Source organism: Protofrankia sp. CiP1_Cm_nod4 (assembly GCF_982290645.1).
The window spans coordinates 6,630-27,757 of record NZ_CEVIVC010000059.1 but is presented as its reverse complement, the minus strand read 5'-3'; the positions used below and the strand labels follow the sequence as shown (position 1 = coordinate 27,757).

Annotated in this window: 14 protein-coding genes; 5 read left to right on the top strand and 9 right to left on the bottom strand. The window is 73.0% G+C overall.

Annotated elements, in window-relative coordinates; all coding sequences use genetic code 11:
* Nucleotides 1-50 precede the first annotated feature (50 nt).
* The 9 genes from AC5LSR_RS13225 to AC5LSR_RS13185 form a co-directional block, all read right to left on the bottom strand.
* A complete protein-coding gene (locus tag AC5LSR_RS13225; RefSeq protein ID WP_250284447.1) occupies nt 51-1,442 on the bottom strand; it encodes an acyl-CoA carboxylase subunit beta in 1,392 nt (463 codons plus the stop codon).
* Nucleotides 1,443-1,991: 549 nt separating this feature from the next.
* Complete coding sequence (gene fabF, locus AC5LSR_RS13220; protein WP_250284445.1) at nt 1,992-3,218, bottom strand: beta-ketoacyl-ACP synthase II; 1,227 nt, start codon at nt 3,216-3,218, stop codon at nt 1,992-1,994.
* Nucleotides 3,215-3,463, bottom strand: a complete 249-nt coding sequence (locus AC5LSR_RS13215; protein WP_047221415.1) for an acyl carrier protein — start codon at nt 3,461-3,463, stop codon at nt 3,215-3,217. The genes fabF and AC5LSR_RS13215 overlap by 4 nt, the downstream gene beginning before the upstream one ends.
* 146 nt (nt 3,464-3,609) lie before the next feature.
* Complete coding sequence (locus AC5LSR_RS13210; RefSeq protein ID WP_250284443.1) at nt 3,610-4,548, bottom strand: beta-ketoacyl-ACP synthase III; 939 nt, start codon at nt 4,546-4,548, stop codon at nt 3,610-3,612.
* Nucleotides 4,545-5,531: an ACP S-malonyltransferase gene (locus AC5LSR_RS13205; RefSeq protein WP_250284442.1), complete on the bottom strand. Its 987-nt coding sequence runs from the start codon at nt 5,529-5,531 to the stop codon at nt 4,545-4,547. The genes AC5LSR_RS13210 and AC5LSR_RS13205 overlap by 4 nt, the downstream gene beginning before the upstream one ends.
* A 223-nt stretch (nt 5,532-5,754) precedes the next feature.
* Nucleotides 5,755-7,011 (bottom strand): PucR family transcriptional regulator, encoded by a 1,257-nt coding sequence (locus AC5LSR_RS13200; RefSeq protein ID WP_493464981.1) that lies wholly within the window; start codon nt 7,009-7,011, stop codon nt 5,755-5,757.
* A 126-nt stretch (nt 7,012-7,137) separates the two neighbouring features.
* Nucleotides 7,138-7,824, bottom strand: coding sequence for a lytic transglycosylase domain-containing protein (locus tag AC5LSR_RS13195; RefSeq protein WP_445548516.1), 687 nt, complete (start codon nt 7,822-7,824; stop codon nt 7,138-7,140).
* 19 nt (nt 7,825-7,843) lie between these two features.
* Nucleotides 7,844-8,599 carry a tyrosine-protein phosphatase gene (locus AC5LSR_RS13190; RefSeq protein WP_250285280.1) on the bottom strand — a complete coding sequence of 252 codons (756 nt, stop codon included), beginning with the start codon at nt 8,597-8,599 and terminating at the stop codon, nt 7,844-7,846.
* A gap of 126 nt (nt 8,600-8,725) precedes the next feature.
* Complete coding sequence (locus AC5LSR_RS13185) at nt 8,726-10,738, bottom strand: polysaccharide biosynthesis protein (protein WP_250285279.1); 2,013 nt, start codon at nt 10,736-10,738, stop codon at nt 8,726-8,728.
* Nucleotides 10,739-10,855: 117 nt separating this feature from the next.
* Here AC5LSR_RS13185 and AC5LSR_RS13180 point away from each other — a divergent pair, with 117 nt between their 5' ends.
* From AC5LSR_RS13180 to AC5LSR_RS13160, 5 genes are all read left to right on the top strand, one after another.
* Nucleotides 10,856-12,829 carry a tyrosine-protein kinase domain-containing protein gene (locus tag AC5LSR_RS13180; protein WP_250285278.1) on the top strand — a complete coding sequence of 658 codons (1,974 nt, stop codon included), beginning with the start codon at nt 10,856-10,858 and terminating at the stop codon, nt 12,827-12,829.
* 163 nt (nt 12,830-12,992) lie between these two features.
* Complete coding sequence (locus AC5LSR_RS13175; RefSeq protein WP_250285277.1) at nt 12,993-13,946, top strand: hypothetical protein; 954 nt, start codon at nt 12,993-12,995, stop codon at nt 13,944-13,946.
* 171 nt (nt 13,947-14,117) lie between these two features.
* The gene (gene alaS, locus AC5LSR_RS13170; RefSeq protein WP_250285276.1) at nt 14,118-16,802 is read left to right on the top strand and encodes an alanine--tRNA ligase; all 2,685 of its coding nucleotides are present in this window, start codon (nt 14,118-14,120) and stop codon (nt 16,800-16,802) included.
* Between the two features lie 404 nt (nt 16,803-17,206).
* Nucleotides 17,207-19,765: a SulP family inorganic anion transporter gene (locus AC5LSR_RS13165; RefSeq protein ID WP_493468509.1), complete on the top strand. Its 2,559-nt coding sequence runs from the start codon at nt 17,207-17,209 to the stop codon at nt 19,763-19,765.
* Nucleotides 19,766-19,950: 185 nt separating this feature from the next.
* On the top strand, nt 19,951-20,940 hold the full coding sequence (locus AC5LSR_RS13160; protein ID WP_250285274.1) for a ketopantoate reductase family protein: 990 nt from the start codon (nt 19,951-19,953) through the stop codon (nt 20,938-20,940).
* The last annotated feature ends 188 nt before the right edge of the window (nt 20,941-21,128 follow it).

Sequence of the window (21,128 nt, the reverse complement as noted above, 5' to 3'; positions counted from 1 at the left end):
CGGGCGCGGCAGCGATCACGCCTACACCGGGGCCTACAACGGACCGGGGCCTACAGCGGGATGTTGCCGTGGCCCGCGGTACCTGCCGGGGCGGCGGCGATGGCCTGGGCGACCGCCGCCCTGGTGTCCGCCGGGGTGACCACGGCGTCCACCACGCCCAGCTCCACCGCGCGGTCGATCCCGCCGACCACGCGCACGTGCTCGGCGGCGAGCTCGGCGACCACCTCCGGACGGCGCTGGGTCGGGACCTCGGCCAGCTCGCGCCGGTGGAGGATCCCGACGGCGGCCTCGGCGCCCATCACCGCCACCTCCGCGGTCGGCCAGGCGAACACGGCCGTCGCGCCCAGGCTGTGCGAGTTCATGGCGACATAGGCGCCACCGTAGGCCTTGCGGGTGACGACGGTGACCCGGGGCACGGTGCACTCGGCGAACGCGTACAGCAGCTTCGCGCCGCGCCGGACCACACCGTCCCACTCCTGGCCCACACCGGGCAGGTAGCCGGGGACGTCGACCAGGACGACCAGCGGCACGCCGAAGGAGTCGCACATCCGCACGAAGCGGGACGCCTTCTCCGCGGACGTGGCGTCCAGGCAGCCGCCGCGGCGCAGCGGGTTGTTGGCGACCACGCCCACCGTCCGGCCGCCGAGCCGGCCCAGGGCGGTGACGATGTTCGGTGCCCAGCGGGGGTGCAGCTCGACCACGTCGTCGTCGAGGATGCCCGCCACCAGCGGGCGGACGTCGTAGGCGCGGCGCGGCGACTCCGGCAGCAGGTCACCGAGCTCGCGGGCCTCCACCGCGGCGATGCCGCCCTGCTCGCCGAGCAGCGCGCACAACCGGCGGGTCCGGGCGACGGCGGCCTCGTCGGAGTCGCAGGTGACGGCGACGACCCCGCTGCGGCGTGCGTGCACGTCGGGCCCGCCCAGGCTGTCGGCGGTGCAGTCCTCACCGGTCACCGTCCGTACGACGTCCGGGCCGGTGACGAAGACCTTGGCGGCCGGGCCCATCACGACGATGTCGGTCAGCGCGGGGCCGTAGGCGGCGCCACCGGCGGCGGCGCCGAGCACCAGGGAGATCTGGGGGATCCGCCCGGAGCTGCGGACCGTGGCCGCGAACACCCGGCCGACCCCGTCGAGGGAGGCCACTCCCTCCCGCAGCCGGGCCCCGCCGGAATGCCAGATCCCGACCACCGGGCGGCGCAGGCGGGCCGCCGCCTCGATGGCGTCGACGATCCGCGTGCAGCCCTCGCGTCCCATCGCGCCGCCCTGGATGGCCGCGTCGGTGGCGAAGGCCACCACCGGGCTGCCCTCGACGGTGCCCACTCCCGCCAGCACGCCGGAGGTGTCCGCGGCGGCGAAGGGCTCGAAGGTGCCGGGGTCGAAGAACTGGGCCAGCCGGGCCGACGGGGCACGCGGGTCGGTGCGTTCGAGCGTGGAGAGACTCACCGTTTATCTCCTTGGGATCCCTGGGTCAGTGACGAGAGCAGGCGAGCGCCCGCGGGCCGCGCCGCGGCCGGTGGGCTCATCGGATCATCGTTCCCGTTTGCGACCGGACGGGTCCTCACGGTTTTCTGTCGTAGTCACCCGTAATTTCCCGTTGTTTATGTCGGACAGCGGCCGGGGCATGTGATCCGCTGGTTGTCAGCACGAAAAAAGCAGGCGGAGAGAAGGAGCGGAGAAAAGAAGAGAAAGCGGAGGAACCAGAACAGGGAAAGCGGGGCGGAGAACCGGCACCCGCGCGCAGGAGCACCCGGCCACCGACCGCGCCGGCCGGATGCGACGGTCGGTACCGGGTGTTCGCCATGAACATCCGGCTGAACGGGCTAGCTGAACGGACTGACTGGACAGGACGCGAACCGGCCGGGCGGAATCACCGACAGGGTGGATGCCGGGTCCGGTGACCAGCGGTGGGACGCGTCGTTCCCGTCAGGGTGCCGGTGGGACGCCGGGGCGGCCCGGCCGGTCGGTCGGCCCGGCCGGTCGGCCGGGCCGCGCTCAGGGGGTGAAGACGAGACAGACGTCGTGCCCGCCGAAACCGAACGAGTTCGACAGGACCGCGCCCGCGGGGATGGCACGGTTGTCGATGGACACCACGTCGAGGTCGATCTCGTCGTCGAGAGCGTCGAGGTTGCGGGTGGCCGGCACGACCCTGTCCCGCAGGGTGAGGACGGCTATCACCGCCTCGACCGCCCCGGCCGCCCCGAGCAGGTGCCCGGTCATGGACTTGGTGGAGGTCACCGCCACCCCGTCCAGGGTGTCCCCGAGCGCGGCCCGCAGCGCGTGGGCCTCGGCGACGTCCCCGATGGGGGTGGAGGTGCCGTGGGCGTTGATGTGCACGAGGTCGGCCGGGGTCAGCCCGCCGGAGTGCAACGCCGCCCGCACGGCCCGCGCCGCGCCGGCGCCGCTGGGCTCGGGGGCGGTCACGTGGTAGGCGTCCGCGCTGGTCCCGGACCCGGCCAGGGTGGCGTACACCCGCGCGCCGCGGGCGGCGGCGTGCTCGGCGGACTCCAGGACGAGGGCACCGGCGCCCTCCCCGAGGATGAACCCGTCCCGTCCCTTGTCGAACGGCCGGGATGCCGCCTGCGGGGCGTCGTTGCGTCGGGACAGGGCCTGCATCTGGGCGAACCCGGCGAGCGGCAGCGGGTGGATCGCCGCCTCCGACCCGCCGGTGATGGCCACGTCCGCCCGGCCGGCCCGGATCATGTCCAGGGCGTAGCCGATGGCCTCCGCTCCCGACGCGCACGCGCTGACCGGGGCGTGCACCCCCGCCCGGGCGGTGAAGGCCAGCCCCACGGTGGCGGCCGGGCCGTTGGGCATGAGCATCGGCACCACGTGCGGGGAGACCCGGCGTGGGCCCCGCTCGCGCAGTACTTCGTACTGGTTGAGCAGGGTCAGCACCCCACCGATACCGGAGCCGACCACCGCGGCGAGCCGTTCGGGGTCGACCTCGGGCGTTCCGGCGTCGGCCCACGCCTCCCGGGCGGCCACCAGAGCCAGCTGCTGCACGCGGTCGAGGGTGCGTGCCTCCAGCCGCTCCAGCGGGGGTTCCACCGCGGCGGGCGCGGCGATGTGGACCGGAAGCTGCTCGACCCACTCGTCGGTCAGCCGGCGCACACCGGAGCGGCCCGCGAGCAGGCCCTCCCACGTGGAGGCGACGTCGCCGCCGAGAGGGGTGGTTGCCCCGAGGCCGGTGACGACGACCTGCCTGGGGGTCGCGGTCACGCGGCGACACCCGCCCGCTGGATGTAGGACACCGCGTCGCCGACGGTCTTGAGGCTCTTGACGTCCTCGTCAGGGATCTTGACGTCGAACTTCTCCTCGGCGGCGACGACGACCTCGACCATGGACAGCGAGTCGACGTCCAGGTCGTCGATGAACGTCTTGTCCGCGGTGACGTCGGCCGGGTCGACTCCGGCGACCTCCTCAAGAATTGCGGCGAGACCCTCCAGAATATCGGACTGCGACATTGTTTCTCCTGTTCTTCTCTGACGTCACGGACAACACGGGTGGATTTACCCGTGCCATCATCGGCCGAACGTGGTTCCAACTGGTGCGGGCTGTCGGAAGACGCGAACAACCAGGTTCGTGTCGTCCTCGGCCGGTGCGATGAATCCTATGGGCAACGTACGACCTGACCGCAGTAGGTCAGGCCGGCGCCGAAGCCGAACAGCAGGACGGGATCGCCCGGCCGCAGCTGGCCGCCGTCGAGAATCCGGCTGAATGCCAGCGGGATGCTGGCGGCCGAGGTGTTGCCGGACTCGACCACGTCGCGGGCGACCACGGCGTTCGTGGCGCCGATGCCGGTCACCAGCGCGTCGATGATCCTCAGGTTGGCCTGGTGCGGGATGACCCCGGCGAGCTCGGCCGGCGCGACCCCGGCGAGCTCACAGGCGCGCCGGACCGTCGGGGTCAGGGTGATGGCCCACCGGAACACCGTCTGGCCTTCCATGCGGAAGAGGTTGTCGCCGTACCCGGGGACCCTGATGGCGCCGGCCTTCCCGCCGTCGTGGCCCCAGACCGCCGGGCCGATCTCGGTGGTCGGGGCGGGCCCGACCACCGCGGCCCCGGCGCCGTCGGCGAGCAGGATGCAGGTGGAGCGGTCATCCCAGTCGGTGTAGTCCGACAGCCGTTCGGCGGCCACCACCAGGACGTGTCGGGCGCTTCCCACCCGGACCATGTCGGACGCCATCGACAGGGCGTACGAGAAGCCGGCGCAGCCGGCGTTGATGTCGAGCGCGCCCGCGCGCACGGCACCCAGCCGGTGCGCGATCTGCGGCCCGGAGCCCGGGATCTGGGACGGGTTCGTGCAGGTCGCCAGCAGTACAATGTCGAGCTCGGCGGCGTCGATGCCGGCCGCGGCGAGCGCCTTCTCCGCGGCCATCGATCCCATCGCGACGATGGTCTCGTCGGTGTCGGCGATCCGGCGGGTGGCGATGCCGGTCCGCGAGCGGACCCATTCGTCGGACGTCGCGACCCGCTTGGCCAGGTCGTCGTTGGTCACCAGGCGGGCGGGGCGGTAGGTGCCGATCCCCATCAGCCGGGAGCCGTTCACCGCGTCGCTCCCACGAGCCCGTCGGCGGCGGCCGGGCCGCCGCCATCCGGGCCGCCGCCACCCGGCGCGTCTGTGTGGCGGGCGATCAGTTCACGGGCCGCGGGCAGGTCGTCAGGTGTCTTCACAGCGAGGATCTGCACGCCGGTGAGCTCCCTTTTGGCTATGCCTGCCAGCGTCCCGGCGGGTGGTAGTTCCACAATCGCGGTCACCCCGAGATCACGCATACGGGCCAGGCACAGGTCCCACCGCACCGGTGCGGCGACCTGATCGACAAGGTGCTGGACCAGCTCGGGGCCGTTGTTGATGACAGTACCATCGGCGTTGGACAGCTGGGCCACGACAGGCGTCCGCGGGCGCAGCCCGGGGGCGATCCCGGCGAGCTGGTCGGTGGCGGGCCGCATGAAGTGGGTGTGGAAGGCGCCGGCTACGGACAGTGGGCGCAACCGGGTGCGTGGCGGCGGCTCCTCGGCGAGGCGGGCCAGTGCCTCGAGGGAGCCGGCCGCGACGACCTGCCCGGCGCCGTTGCGGTTCGCCGCGGTCAGGCCCAGCCCGCGCAGATGTTCGGTGACCTCGTCCGGGTCGCCGCCCACGACCGCCGTCATACCGGTGGGGACGCGCCGGGCGGCCTCGGCCATGGCCCGGCCGCGCAACGCGACGAACACCAGCGCGCTTTCGGCGTCCAGGGTACCGGCCAGGACAGAAGCGGTGATTTCCCCCACACTGTGGCCGGCGACAAGAAGATTACCCGTCCGGGGAAGGGAAAGCTGTTCGGCGGCGACAAGACCGGTCGCGACGATCAACGGCTGTGCGACGGCGGTGTCGCGGATCGTCTCCGCGGAGCCGTCGCTGCCGACGTCCACAAGGTCGATTCCGACGGCGGCCGACCACCACCGCAGCCGTGGCTCGACACCGCCGATCTCAAGCCAGGGTTTCAGCTGACCGGGAGTCTGGGCACCTTGGCCTGGGGCGAGGATAGCGAGCACCGGACCACCTAACCCTTCCTGACCGCCGGCTGTCGCTGGCGGGCACTCACCGTTGTGCCGTCGGCTCATTGTGGGAGCTCTACAAAGTGATTCGGCCGTCCCATATCTTTATTGCCCATCACCAGGCCGGTGGGGAATTCGGTGACACGGGCGACAAGTGATGGCAACGCGTCCCGCCGGGCCGGGCGCCGGTGCGCCCGTGCCGGTCGCGGCCGGCCCGCGGTCACACCGCGGCGAGCCGGCCCAGGATGAGCGCCACGTGCAGGGTGAACCGTTCCCGGTGGTCCGTCGGGTCGAGCCCGCACGCGTCGGCGGCTTTGCGGAGCCGGTAACGGACCGTGTTGGGATGCAGGTACAGGGCGCGGGCCGTGGCCTCCAGCGAGGCGCCGAGGTCGAGGTAGGCGCCCACCGTTGCCAGCAGCGGCGCCCCCGCCTCCCGCAGCGGCGTGTACACGTCCTCGATCAGGGCGCGGCGGGCTCCGGTGTCGCCGGCGAGGGCCCGTTCCGGCAGCAGCGCCTGCGCGGTCACCGGGCGCGGGGCGGCCGGCCACGCCGCGACCACGTCGGCCGCGGCCAGCGCCGCGTGCGCCGAGGAGGCGGCCGTGGCCAGGTCGGCGGCGACCGGGCCGATGATGACCGGACCGGGCCCGTAGGCCGGCAACAGGGCGTCGACGGCGTCGAGCAGGGCACGGCCGCAGCCGGCGGCGCCGGGCCGGGCCGGCCGCCGCGCGGCGGCGGCGGCGGTCACGAAGTCCCCGCCGACGATGACGACCAGCCGTTCGTGGTGGACGCCGGTGAGCACCTCCAGGCCGGCCCCGCGCCCGAGGCGGTGGACCTGGTCGACGACGACCTCGGGGGAGCGGTCCGGGGTGTCCCCGACGATCACCGCGACGGACGGCGGGTTGCGCCAGCCCAGCGCCGCCGCGCGTGACGGCAGCGCCCGCTCCACCTCGCCGCGCACGACGTGGTCCACGACGAGCGCCTCCAGCCGGGCGTCCCACGCGCCCCGCTCCTCGGCGGCGCGGGCGTAGACGACCGCGCCGGCGAAGGCGATGTCGCGGGAGTAGCGCAGCACGTCGGCGAGCAGCCGCTGCTCGTGCTCGGGGCCGGCCAGCGCGGGCACCTCGGCCTCGATCGCCTCGACCGCCACCCGCACCAGTTCGACCAGGCGGCGGAAGGTCACAGCCCGGACGAGGTCACGGGGAGCGACCCGGAACACGTCCCCGGACAGCTCCCGGGCGTGCTGGGGACTCCGGCACCACTCCACGAACGAGGAGATCCCGGCCTGTACCACCAGCTGGATGTCGGCCCGGTGCCGGGCCGACATGGGCGTGAACCAGGGCAGGACCTCGTGCATGCGGGCCACCGCGCGGCTGGCGAGCATGCCGCTGGAGCGTTCGATCCGCCGGATGACGTCCTCGACCGCCGGGTCGGCCGCGGGCGACGGAGTGGCGTCGGCGTCCGGCAGCGGCCGTGTCACCGCCCACCATTGTCGGTCATTGTTTTCTCCATCGGTTTTCCCGGGGCCCCGGGCGGCGTGCGCGGGGCCGCCGGCATATGTCCGGCGCCGGTGTGCCCGGTGCCGGTATGTCTGAAGTTGGCCTGTCTAGAGCTGGTCGTTGAAGCGGCTGGTCCAGTTGTGGACGTTCGCGACGTATGCTCGCGTCTCGGCGAAATCGGGAACTCCGCCGGCATCGCGGACAGCCGCGGGTCCCGCATTATAGGCGGCCAGGATCAACGAGACACGGTCGCCGGGCAGTTTCTGGACGAGCTGGGCCAGGTGGGCGTCGTAACGCGCGGCGGAAAGGATGGCGTCCGCCGGTTCCAACGGGTCGGCCGCGCCGTCGGCATTGCCGTCGACACCGAACTGTTCCCAGGTGCCGGGCAGGAACTGCATCATGCCGCGGGCACCCGCGCGGGACACCGCGTCGCGGTTGAACTTGCTCTCCACCCGGGCCTGGGCCGCGAGCTGGGCCGCGGTGAGGACACCGTAGACCGCCGCGGCGTTCTGGAAGAGGGGGATCAGGTCGCGCGGGACTCTTGACGCCGACCGGGAGGAGATACTCTCCCCACAGCTGGTGAGGACCGTGCTCAGGCAGGTCGCGGCCACGAGCAGGACCAGTATCTGCGGGGCGCCGCACGACGGGTGCCGCCGGGAGGCACCGCGTACCCGCCAGGACCGGCCGGGCCGGTGGTACGGGCGGGGCGGTGTCGCGTCCACCACCCCATTGTGCTGGGTGGTCCGGCCGGCTGTACGGGCCCGGTAACACCGGTTGGTGCCAGCGGTTCGCATGGGATGTCCGCCGCCCCGCTCAGCCGGTCAGGTTGGCCCGCAGCGAGCGGAGCGCGTCGTCGGGCACGCCGGCGTGCCGGGCCCACCCGGCCGCGCCGCCCCAGGTGTCGTCGAGCGCGGTGAGGAAGCGGCTGATGACCTCCGGCCGGCAGCTCATGCCGTCCGCCCTGGCGCCGCTGCGGGCCCGGTCGTAGGTGGGACGCCTGGCCAGCCGGCGGTCCACCCGGTCGATCCGCTCGTTGCTCGCGACATAGTCGGCGATGACCGCGTCCCGTTCGACCCCGGCGATGTCGAGCACGACGGCGGCCAGCACGCCTGTGCGGTCCTTGCCCGCGGCGCAGTGGAACAGCGCCGGCAGGCGGCCGGGGTCCGCGAGCAGCCGCAGGGCGCCGGCGACCGCGTCGGGTGCCCCGCGCAGGTAGTCGAGGTAGTGCTCGACCCGGTCCTGCGAGGCGCGGTCGGCGACGATCAGGGGGTAGCGCGGGTCGTCGGCCATCACGAACTCGCCGGGGAGGAACGACAGGTTGTGGTAGGCGACATCCTCCTCCGCCAGCGGGCCGCGGCCCTCCCGGGCGATCTCCGCCGCGGCGCGCAGATCGAGGACCGTGCGCAGGCCATAGTTGTTACGTAACGTAACAACATCGTCCTTGGTCAGCTCCTGGACGGTGTCGGCGCGCAGCAGTTGTCCCGGCCGTGTCGACGCTCCGTCCCTGGTCGGTAGCCCGCCGAGATCCCGGACGTTGTCGGCGCCGACGAGACTGAACCAGCGATCCACGCGATGACGATAACCACTGGAATACCCCCACGAGTGGGGAACGCCTCATCCGCCCACCCGGCCGGCGCCCGTCCGCCCTGGTGAGGGCCTGGTGGGGGCTGGTGGACGCGCGCCGGCAGGCATCGGTCACAGGTCGTTGCCGACCACGCTCGGTGTCTCCGCCGCGCGCGGCCGGGTTTCCCGCTGCCGGGTTTCCCGCGGATGCGGCTCGGCGGGGTGTGGCAGGGCCGGGAGCGGCCTCGCGAGCTGGCGCAGCGTCGTGCGCAGCACCCCGGGATCCCCCCAGGGCGCGAGCGCGCGGACCTGCTGCCGGTCGATCGCCGGCGCGGACACGTACGAGATCAGGGGATGGTGGCGGCGGATGTCGCGCTCGTCGTCGTCGAAGAGGTCCTCGTGCAGCTTCTCCCCGGGGCCGAGCCCGGTGTAGACCACCTCGACCGGCCGCGGGCCGCGGCCGGCCAGCCGGCTGGCGACGTCGGCGATCCGCACCGGCCGGCCCATGTCGAGGACGAGGACGTCCCCGTTGCCGCCCAGGGCGCCGGCCTGGACGACGAGCTCCACCGCCTCCTCGACGGTCATGAAGTAGCGGGTGACGTCCGGGTGCGTGACCGTCAGCGGCCCGCCCGCGGCCAGCTGGCTGGCGAACACCCGCAGCACGGAGCCCTGGCTGCCCAGGACGTTGCCGAACCGCACGCTGACGAAGACCCCGCCGTGGGCGCGCGCGGACATCCCGGCGGTCAGCCGCTCGGTGATCCGCTTGGAGTAGCCCAGGACGCTGGTCGGGTTCGCGGCCTTGTCCGTCGAGATGTTGACGAACCGTTCGACGCCCACCGACACGGCGGCGTCCAGGACGGTCATCGTCCCCCACACGTTGGTCTTCACCGACTCGCCGGGGAAGCGTTCCAGCAGGGGCAGGTGTTTCAGCGCGGCGGCGTGGAAGACCACCTGCGGCCGGTACCGGGCGAACACGGCGTGGACGGCCTCGGCGTCGCGGATGTCGCACAGCACCACCGTCTCGTCGTCGGTGGCCGCCCGGCCGTGGATGGATATCTGGACCGCCCGCAGCGCGGACTCGTCCCGGTCCAGCATGACCAGCTCCTGGGGGCGGTAGGGGTACAGCTGCCGGCACAGCTGCGAGCCGATCGAGCCGCCGGCCCCGGTGACGAGCACCCGCCGGCCGGTGACGTAGCCGGCCACCGAGGCGACGTCGGTCTGGATCCGGTGGCGTCCCAGCAGGTCGGTGATGTCGATGTCGCGGATGTCCTGGACGCCGACCCGCCCGTCGATGAGGTCCGCGACGCGGGGGAGCACCTTGACGGTCAGGCCGGCGTCCTCGGCGAGATCGGTGATCTCCCGTAACAGCGCGGCGTCGGCGCTGGGGATGGCCACCAGCAGGGTGCGGGCGCCGGTCTGGCGGGCGACCGTGGCGATGGCCGCGCGCCCACCGCGCACCCGTACGCCGCCGAGCGCCAGGTTCCAGGTGCCCGGGTCGTCGTCGAGCAGGGCCACCGGGGTGTAGGGGCTGTCCGGGCTGCCCGACATCGACGCCAGCACCCGGTCGGCGCCCTCGCCCGCGCCGAAGACGATGACCGGTTCGCTGCCGGCCCGCTGCCGCCGCCGGCGGCGCTGCCCGGCCAGCCGCCACAGGTACCGGACGCCGAACATCAGGACGAGCCCGACCGCGCCCGCCAGTGGGAGGAGCCCGGCCGGCATCCCCTCGGAACGGCCGAGGGCGACGTCGACGACCACGGCCCCGGCCGTCGTGGTCGCGACCGCGCGGACCAGCGCCAGCACCTCGTCGAAGCCGCCGAAACGGTAGCGGCCCAGATAGAGGTGCCCGGCGGTGCCGGCGAAGTACAGCAGGCAGACCGCGACCGTTGTGATCATCCAGAATTCGCCGTCGGTCAGCGGGGACGAGCTGAAGCGGGCGAGGTAGGCGGCACCGAACCCGGTCACCAGGCAGGCGGCGTCGAGCCCGATCTGCAGCCCGACGTGCCGGCGCAGGCCGCCCCGCAGCAGCCGCTCCCACAGCGGCTGGTTCCACGGCGGCTGGTTCCACGGGGGGCGGCTCCACGGCGGCCGGACGCCCGGCGTCACCGGTGCGGCTCCCGGCTCGCCAACGGCATTCTGTTCGCGCATGACTCCATAGAGTAATAACTACGGATGGTGACTGTACAGATGTACATCGAGTATGTTGGTTGCTCAGAGTGTTGATATGATTACCGGAATACATCTCCGGGGAGGGCTGGTCCGCTGGTGGAACTTCGGGAGTACGTCAGAGCGCTGCGCCGGGGCTGGCCGCTCATCGTGGTCTGCGTCCTGCTCGGTGGCCTGTTCGCGGCGGCCGTCTCGTGGCGCCAGACGCCGGCCTACGCCGCCGTGACGACCATGGTGGTCACGTCGTCGGACACGACCGACAGCGCCGCGGCGGCCTATCAGGGCGGTCTGCTGTCCCAGCAGCGGGTCAAGTCCTACGCCGATCTGGTGGCCAGCGACCGGGTCGCCGCGGCCGTCGTCGACAGGCTGCACCTCGACGAGAGCCCGCAGCGGCTGCGCGGCCGCATCCAGGCGCAGACCGTCCCCGAGACCGTCCTGCTGCGGGCCGTGGTCACCGACACCGACCCCAACCGCGCCCAGCTGATCGCCGACACGGTCGGTGAGGTCTTCTCCCAGGCCATCGCGCAGATCGAGACCCCGTCCCCGGACAAGGCGCCGCTGGTCCGGGTGAGCGTGTGGGAGAAGGCGAAGACGCCGGCCAGGCCGGTATCGCCACGGCCCGTGCGGGCCGTCGCGTTCGGCGTGCTGGCCGGCCTGCTCGCCAGCGTCGCCGCGGCGGTGGTGCGGCAGCGGTTCGACACCAGGGTCGCCACGGCCGCCGACATCACCGCGGCGAGCGGGCTGGCGGTCCTGGGCACGATCGCCTTCGACGCGACCGGCGCCCAGTCTCCCCTGATCGCCGCTCAGGACGGGCACTCGACGAACGCCGAGGCGTTCCGGCAGCTGCGGACCAACCTGCGCTTCGTCGACGTGGACACCCCGCCGCGCACCATCCTGATCTCCAGCTCGATGCCCGACGAGGGCAAGACGACGACGGCCTGTAGCCTGGCGGTCGCCCTCGCGCAGGCCGGCGCCCGGGTGGCGCTGGTCGAGGGCGACCTGCGCAAGCCGTCCTTTGGCGACTGTCTCGGGGTGGAGACGGCGGCCGGCCTGACCTCCGTGCTGATCGGCACCGCCGGCCTCGACGACGTGCTGCTGCCCTGGGGCGACGTCGACGGCCGGCTGTACGTGCTGCCCAGCGGCCCGCTGCCGCCGAACCCCAGCGAACTGCTCGGATCCCGGGGGATGAGCGACCTGCTCGGCGAGCTGTCCGCCCGTTTCGACTTCGTCCTGATCGACACCCCGCCGTTGCTCCCGGTGACCGACGCGGCCGTGCTCGCGGCCCAGGCCGACGGTGCCGTGCTGATCGTGCGGGCCGGCCGGACCCGGCGCGAACAGGCGGTCAGGGCCGTGGACGCGCTGCGGCTGGTCGACGCCCGCATCCTGGGCGCCGTTCTCACCATGGTCCCGGTCAAGGGGCCGGACGCCGTCTACGACGCCTATCACGCCTACGGTGGCTACGCTCCGGCCGACTCGCCCCGGGCCTTCGAGGAGCGTCCGGCGCTCGTCCCGGCCGTGGCCCGTCCCGGTCGCCCGGGTGGCGGCCAGCCGGGAGCCGGCGGTCCGCGGGCCGAACTGAGAATCGCGGCACAGCACCAACCGTACGACGATCTCGCCGGCGGCCGCGACAGCTCCACGGCGAACGCGCGTGGCGACCGTGCCCCGCTGGGTGACCCGTTGCGTGACCCATTGCGAGACCAGCTGCGAGACCCGTATCGGGAGCGGCATCACCGGGCCGGTGGCACGACCGTGGCTCCGGCCGGCATCGGACTGGCCACCGAACGCCCGGCGGGCCTGACCGACGGCGCCCCGGCCGACGGCGCCCCGGCCGACGGCGCCCTGACCGACGGCGCCCCGGCCGACGGCGCCCTGACCGACGGCGCCCTGACCGACGGCGCCCTGACCGACGGCGCCCTGACCGACGGCGCCCTGACCGACGGCGCCCTGACCGACGACGCCCTGGCCGGCAGGCTGGCCGACGGCCGGGCGGACAGCCTGCCGGACGACGCGACGACACCGTTGACGCTCAACGCGCGGCCGGCCGGCTCCCACCGGCGCAAGCGCGGCCGGTGACACCGGCCGCCGTGGGCCGCGGACACGACGGGCCAGGATGCCGCCCACTGGGTGAAACCGACTGGACACCCAATGTTGTGGACACGGAGAGCAATAACACATATACTCTTCGTGTTCATGCGTCAACGGACTTGTCCGGAATCCGGGCAGGGGGAGTGCTTCCATGAGGTTTCGCACGTTCGCAGCCGCACTGCTTATGGGGGGTGGGCTGGCACTGAGCACGGCGGTGGATCCGGCGGCGGCCACATATACCGGCGCGCCCGTAGACCGTCCCGACAGCCCTGGCCCGCTCGGCGTAGCCACGGTCAGCGCACGGTCGGTGGCCGTTGGCGAGTCGGTGCTCTTCGGCGGCGGTGGTTTCGTCCCGGGCGCAACCATCACCGTACGGGTCAACGACGGCACGGCCGGTACGGCAACAGCGGATGACCAGGGCAGCTTCAGCCTGCGGCCGCCGGCCTTCACCGCGCCCGGCGACTACGTCATCACCGGCACCGGCCCGTTCGCGGCTGATCCCGGCCTCGGGCTCCCCGCGGGGCTCGCGCAGGGGCTGCCGGGTGGGTCACCGGAGGGGCTGCCGCAGCGCACGGTGGCCGCGACCGTGACCGTGACCGACCCGTCCGCCGTTCTCTCCACCGGTCTCGCCGCCACCGGGCTCGCCGCCACCGGGCTCGCCGCCACCGGGGATCCATCCGCTGACAGGGACGGCGACCCGCGTGTCGGGGTGGCCGTCGGCGGCTGGGGCAGCCCCGACGGCGGTGCCGGCGGCGAGGACGGCCCCCGCGGTGGCATCGGCGTCGCCTTCGGCGTCAGCGGTATCGGCGGTGACGGTGGTAACAGCGGCGGCGGCGACACGGAAGAGCCCGCGCCCGGTGGCGGCGGTGGCGTGGCCGTCCCGGTGGTGCTGCCCCCCGTGCCCGGTGGCGGCGACCCGGTGGCCGCCGGCCGGGAGCCGGTCCGCCCGGCCGGCCAGGAGTATCCCAGCACCGGGGGGCTGCCCTTCACCGGCGCCGAGACCGGCGCGATGGCGGCGATCGCCGCGGCGCTCGTCGGCGGCGGTGTGATCCTGCGGGTCGCGGCCCGTCGCCGCCGCCCGGGGACGACGCCCGACGAGCTCTGAGGTGAGGCGGGGCCGCCCGGCGCGCGCGGTGCGCCGGGCGGCCCGACGATCGTGTCCTGTCCGCTCGACTGGCTACGATGGGCCATCGGCGCCTGGCCGGCACATCCGGCATCCGCATCGCGCGCCGATGGAACGTCGATGGCGCGTCGTCCGCCGGGCAGGAAGGCTGGAATGAAGTCCGCTGAGATCGCGAGCCGCTGGCTGCGCTATTTTGCCGACCGGGGCCACACGGTCGTCCCGTCGGCCTCCCTCATCGCGGACGACCCCACCCTGCTGCTCGTCAACGCCGGGATGGTCCCGTTCAAGCCGTACTTCCTCGGCGAGGTCGCCCCGCCGTACACCCGGGCCACCAGCGTCCAGAAATGTGTGCGGACCACCGACATCGAGGAGGTCGGCCGTACCACCCGGCACGGCTCCTTCTTCCAGATGTGCGGGAACTTCTCCTTCGGGGACTACTTCAAGGAGACCGTGATCCCGCTGGCCTGGGAGCTGCTGACCACCCCGGTGGCCGACGGCGGCTACGGCCTGGCCGAGGACCGGCTGTGGGTGACGGTGTACCTCGACGACGACGAGGCGGCCGACATCTGGCACTCCAAGGTCGGCGTGCCCGCCGGCCGCATCCAGCGGCTCGGCATGGAGGACAACTTCTGGTCGATGGGCGTGCCGGGCCCGTGCGGGCCCTGCTCGGAGATCAACTACGACCGCGGTCCGGCGTTCGGCGCCGAGGGCGGCCCCGCGGTCAACGGCGAGCGGTACCTGGAGATCTGGAACCTCGTCTTCATGCAGTACATCCGCGGCGAGGGATCCTCGAAGAAGGACTACCCGATCCTCGGCGACCTGCCCTCGAGGAACATCGACACCGGCCTCGGGCTGGAGCGGCTCGCGGCCATCCTGCAGGGCGTCGACAACCTCTACGAGATCGACACCTCGCGGGTGATCCTCGACCGGGCGTCCGCGCTGACCGGCGCCCGCTACGGCGCCGAGCACCGTTCGGACGTCTCCCTGCGGGTGGTCGCCGACCACGTGCGCACCTCGGTGATGCTCATCGGTGACGGGGTGCTGCCCGGCAACGAGGGGCGCGGCTACGTGCTGCGCCGGATGATGCGCCGCGCCATCCGCAACATGCGCCTGCTCGGCGCCCATGACGCGACCATGCACGAGATGGTCGACGCCACCATCGAGGCGATGGGCCCGCAGTATCCGGAGCTTGTCACCGACCGCGTCCGGATCGACTCGGTCGCCACCGCCGAGGAGGCGGCCTTCCTCCAGACGCTGCGCACCGGCACGTCCATCTTCGATCTGGCCGCGAGCGAGACGAAGAAGGCCGGCGCCAGCGTCATCCCCGGCGAGCGGGTGTTCCAGCTGCACGACACCTACGGCTTCCCGGTCGACCTCACCCTGGAGATGGCGGCCGAGACGGGCCTGACCGTCGACGAGGAGGGCTTCCGCCGGCTCATGGCCGAGCAGCGGCAGCGCGCCAAGGCCGACGCCCGCGCGAAGAAGACCGGCCACGTCGACACCTCGGCGTACCGGGACGTGCTGGCGGCGGCCGGCCCGTCGGTGTTCACCGGATACGGCAGCGGCGCCGAGGAGGCGCGCGTACGGGGGCTGCTGGTCGGCGGCGCGGCGGCCCGCGAGGCCGCGCAGGGTGACGACGTCGAGATCGTGCTCGACCGGACGCCGTTCTACGCCGAAGGCGGTGGGCAGCTCGCCGACGCCGGTGTCATCCGGCTCGCCGACGGCACCGAGATCGAGATCCTCGACGTGCAGAAGCCGCTGCCCGACCTGATCGTCCACCGTGGCCGGGTGCGCACGGGGGGAGTCACTCTCGGCGCGGACGTCCAGGCGGAGATCGACCCGGCCCGGCGGGTGGCGATCTCGCGTTCCCACAGCGCCACCCACCTCACCCACCAGGCCCTGCGGGACGCCCTCGGCCCGACCGCCGCGCAGGCCGGCTCGGAGAACTCCCCCGGCCGGTTCCGCTTCGACTTCTCCTCGGTGGCCGCGGTACCGCCCTCGGTGCTCGCCGATGTGGAGGAGACCATCAACCAGGTGCTGACCGAGGACCTCGACGTCCGCGCCGAGGTCATGGACATCGACCAGGCGCGCCGGACCGGCGCGATCGCCATGTTCGGCGAGAAGTACGGCGAGCGGGTCCGGGTCGTCTCCATCGGGGACTACTCCCGCGAGCTCTGCGGCGGCACGCATGTCCGCCGCTCCGGTCAGCTCGGCCTGGTCAAGCTGCTGGGGGAGGCCTCGGTCGGGGCCGGGGTGCGGCGGGTGGAGGCCCTCGTCGGCCTGGACGCCTACCGCTACCTGGCCCGGGAGGCCGTGCTCGTCTCACAGGTCACCGAGGTGCTCAAGGCCCCGCGGGCGGACGTGCCCGAGCGGCTGTCCCAGGTGCTCGGCCGGCTGCGGGAGGCCGAGAAGGAGCTGGAGAAGCTGCGGGCCGCGCAGGTGCTGGCCATCGCGGGCGATCTCGCCCGGGCGGCCGAGGACGTCGGCGGGACCGCGCTGGTCACCCACCGGGCGCCTGACGGCACCGGCGCGGACGACCTGCGCAAGCTCGTCGTCGACATCCGTGGCCGGGTGCCGGCGGACCGCCCGGCCGTCGTCGCGGCCGCGGCCGCGGCCGGTGGGCGCCCGGTCATCGTGGTGGCCACCAACGGCCCGGCGCGGGAACGCGGGATCCGGGCCGGGGAGCTCGTCCGCGGCGCCGCGAAGATCCTCGGTGGTGGCGGCGGCGGCAAGGACGACCTCGCCCAGGGCGGCGGCAGCAGCCCGGACGCCATCGCGGACGCGCTGGCCGGCGTCCGGCAGGCGGTGGCCCAGCGGCAGGCGGTTGTCAACGGCTGACACGGCCCCGCGGAGTGGGTGATTCGTCCCTTCCGAGGTGAACGTCACAGCCGGAAACTCGGATCGGGTCTCCTTCGTTCTTCAGGGTGCAACAACTAGTTACTGCACGTGATGGCCCCGCCAGTGGCAGGGCCATCACCGACAGGGCTTGGACTGGCGGTCGGGTGCGGGCGGGCGCCGCCCACGGGCTGGCTTCGACAGGGGCGCGGCCCTCTTCGGCGACCCCTTCGAAGCCGTTCCATCGCGACAGCCCTGTCCGGTGCCGACCCGACCCCGAGGAGCGTCGCGTGACCGTCTCAGACATCCCGTCGTCACCATCTGCATCATCGTCATCACAGCACAGCCATTCGCCGCCCGGTGCGCCGGAAGGCGCCGGGCACGGCCGGGCCCGCCGGCGCCCGCTCGTGCCCGCTACCTTCCGGCCCGACCTGCAGGCGTCGCTGGTGGTGTTCCTGGTCGCGATGCCGCTGTCGCTGGGCATCGCGGTCGCCTCGGGCGCGCCGGTCGCCGCCGGCCTCATCGCCGCCGTGGTCGGCGGCATCGTCGCCGGCCTGCTCGGCGGCGCGCCGTTGCAGGTCAGCGGTCCCGCGGCGGGGCTGACGGTCATCGTCGCGGGCCTGGTGTCCAGCTACGGCTGGCAGGTCACCTGCGCGATAACCGCCGCCGCGGGCGTGGTGCAGATCCTGTTCGCGGTCAGCCGCGTCGCCCGCGCGGCGGTCGCGGTCTCACCCGCGATCGTGCACGGCATGCTCGGCGGCATCGGGCTGACCATCGTCTTCGGGCAGCTGCATGTCGTGCTCGGCGGCGAACCGGAAAGCCACGCCCTGGACAACATCGCGACGCTGCCCGGTCAGATCATCGACAACCACAACGCCGCGACGCTGATCGGTGTCGTGACGATGGCGATCATCCTGCTGTGGCCCCGGTTGTCCAAGGTGCTGCCCAGGCAGGTGCGGGCGATTCCCGCGCCGCTGGCCGCGGTCACCGTCGGGACCGCCGTCGCCGCCGCGTTCCACCTCGACCTGCCCCGGGTCGACCTGCCCGGCTCGATCCTCGGCTCGCTGTCGCTGCCGCGGTTCCCGGACGCCGCCTGGGGCGGGATCATAGTCGGCGTCCTCGCCGTCGCCGTCGTCGCGAGCGTCGAATCCCTGCTGTCGGCGGTCGCGGTGGAGAAGCTCCCCGGCGCGCGCCGTCCCGGACAGCGCCCGATCAGCCTCAACCGTGAGCTGTTCGGCCAGGGATCGGCCAACATCCTCTCGGGCCTCGCCGGCGGACTGCCGGTCACCGGTGTCATCGTCCGTAGTTCCACCAACGTCGCCGCCGGGGCGAGGACGCGGGCGTCGGCCGTCCTGCACGGCGTGTGGGTGCTGCTGTTCGCGGTGTTCCTCGGCGGGGTGGTCGAGTGGATTCCCCTGGCGGCCCTGGCCGGGCTGCTGGTGGTCGTGGGGATCCGGCTGGTCGACATCTCCCATCTGCGCCATGTGCGCCGGCACGGCGAGCTGCCCGTGTACGTCGTCACCCTGGTCGGTGTCGTCGCTCTCGACCTGCTGCAGGGCGTCGCGCTCGGCCTGGTCACCGCGCTCGGCCTGATCCTGCGCCGGGTGCTGTGGTCCAACATCCACCTGGTCCGCTCCGGCGAGCTGTGGCAGGTGGAGGTCGAGGGGACCCTGAGCTTCGTCTCCCTGTCCCGGCTGTCCCGGATCCTCGGCCGGATCCCCCCGGGCGCGCCCGTGCTGATCGAGCTCGTGGTGGACTATCTCGACCACGCGGCGTTCGAGCATCTGCACTCCTGGTGCACCGACCACGAGCGGAGCGGGGGGAGCGTGACGGTCGACGAGATCGGTCACGCCTGGTTCCGGCCCGCCCAGGACGCTCCGGCCGGCCGGCGCCGCACCGTCGTCCCGCACCTGCCCCGCTGGTTCGCCCCCTGGTCGCAGTGGCAGGAGCTGGCCGCCGCGCACACCGGCTCCCAGGATGTCGGCTCCCAGGATGCCGGCTCCCGTGACACCGGCCCGCGGGACGCCGGCATCCAGAGCGGTCATCAGGCCGATGCCTCCCCGGCGGCCGGTCCCGTGCGGACGGCCGGAACAGGTACCGACGGCCGCGGGCTCGCGGCTGGTCACGCGCATCCCGTCAGCACGATGCTCGTCGGCGTGGCCGAGTTCCACCGCCGGGCCGCCCCGCTGCTGCGTGACACCCTCGGCGGGCTCGCCGAGGCGCAGCGCCCCAGCGCGTTGTTCCTGACGTGCGCCGACTCCCGGGTGGTGCCAAACATCATCACCAGTAGCGGCCCCGGTGATCTCTTCACTATCCGTAACGTCGGTAATCTCGTCCCGCCTGGCGCCTCCGAGCCGAGCGCCAGCATCGCGCCGGGCAGCGACCTGTCCGTGACGGCCGCGCTGGACTACGCCGTCAGCGTCCTGAAGGTTCCCTCGATCGTGGTGTGCGGGCATTCCGGGTGCGGCGCGATGCACGCACTGCTCTCCGGCGACCTCGACGACGAGCCGGACTCCGCGCTGGCGGGGTGGCTGACCCATGCCCGCGGGGCGCTGGCGCGCATGCCGCTGCCGGGTACGGAGGGACTGTCCCCGCTGGAGCAGCTGGGCCGGGCGAACGTCGTCCAGCAGCTGGAGCACCTGCGCGCCCATCCCGCCGTACGGGACGCCCTGGAGCAGGGCCGGCTGCAGCTCGTCGGCCTCTACTTCGACATCTCCGTCGCGTACACCTGGGTGCTCGACGAGGAGTCGGGCTACTTCGTCGACCCCTCGGAGGTGCTGACCGTGGTCGCGCCGCATCGCCGCCGGGCCTCCCGCCGCTGGGACGCGCCGGCCTCGGCGGCCTCGACCGGCCCGACGACCGGCCCGTCCACGGCGCATCCGCCGTCGGCGCCGCACACCCGAGGGCCCGGAAAAACGCTCCTCGACGGCCATCGCGGCCGTCGCCGCCGTGGCACCCCGGCCTGAACGGTGAAATCGAGGTAAAGCACGGTGACATCGAGGTAAGACATACGGCCTTCCGCGGGAAGGCCGCGGTCGGCCGGTGGGCCTTCTTCCGCGGGAAGGCCGCCGGCCGACCGGGCCCTTGTACCGGTTTCGTGCGGGCCGTCGACCCTGACGAACGTCCCGGCCCGTAATCGATACTGGATGGTATGCGTATTGTGGTGTTCGGCAGCGGAGCGATAGGAACGCTGCACGCCTGGGCGCTGTCACGGGCCGGGCATGACGTGAGCATGCTGGTCCGTCCGGAACAGCTGGCCCGCTGGTCCGACGGGATCAGCCTGCGAATTCTCGATGTGCGGGGCAGACGTCGCCGGGAGGTCGTCGAAGGCTTCCGCCCGCGCGTCGTCACCGAGCTGCGCCCCGCGGACGGAACCGACCTGGTCGTGCTCGCCGTCCGGCACACCCAGACCCCGGACGTCCTGCCGGAGCTGGCGCGCAGCCTCGGCTCCGCCACCGTGCTGTTCCTGAACAACAACTGGCGCGGCCTTGACCTGATAGACGCCCACCTGGGCAAGGACCAGTACGTGCTGGGCGCGCCACGCGGTGGCGGCGGCATCATCGACAACATCCTCGACGGTGCGCTCGAGGGCGGGATCATGCTCGGGTCGAGCGTGTCCGGGCACGCGCTGTACGGCCCGGCGACCGACACCGCCGAGCAGAACCTGGGCCGTCTCGTGGCGCTGTTCGCCGAGGCCGGTTTCCGGCCGGAAATCCATCCCAACATGGAACACTGGCTGTGGGTGCATTTCGCGAGCACCGCCGCGTGGATATGCGGTGCCGCCCGCGCCCGCGGTTTCGAGCCGTTCACCCGGAGCAACCGGGCGGTTTATGACGCGCTGCACGCCGGCCGCGAGGCCATGCAGATCTGCGCGGTGCGCGGCGCCGACGTGCGTATCGCGCAGGATGCGCGGCCGTTCCTGCTGCCGCCGTCCACCGTCACCCCGGCGGTCCGGCTTATGCTCCGTGGCGAACTGCTCCAGCGCGTTTCGGTGAATCACGGCCGGTACGCTCCGGTGGACCTCTACGAGATCTATGACGATCTCGTACGCACGGGGGAGCGGCTCGATATCCCCATACCCTGTCTGTTGTCCTACCGCGCCGACGTGGAACGGATGGTGGAACTCGCCCCCAGCCTGTGACCGGCACACCCACCGCTCATCGGAACCGGTTGGCGACGAGGGCGGCGACCGGGGGGATGAGCGCGGCGACGAGCATCATCGCCAGCGCCGCGGGCACCGACACCAGCCGGACCACACTGCCGGCGAGCACGAACAGCGTGACGCAGACGGCCATCATCGCCAGATACCGACGGCGGGCCCCTCGTTCC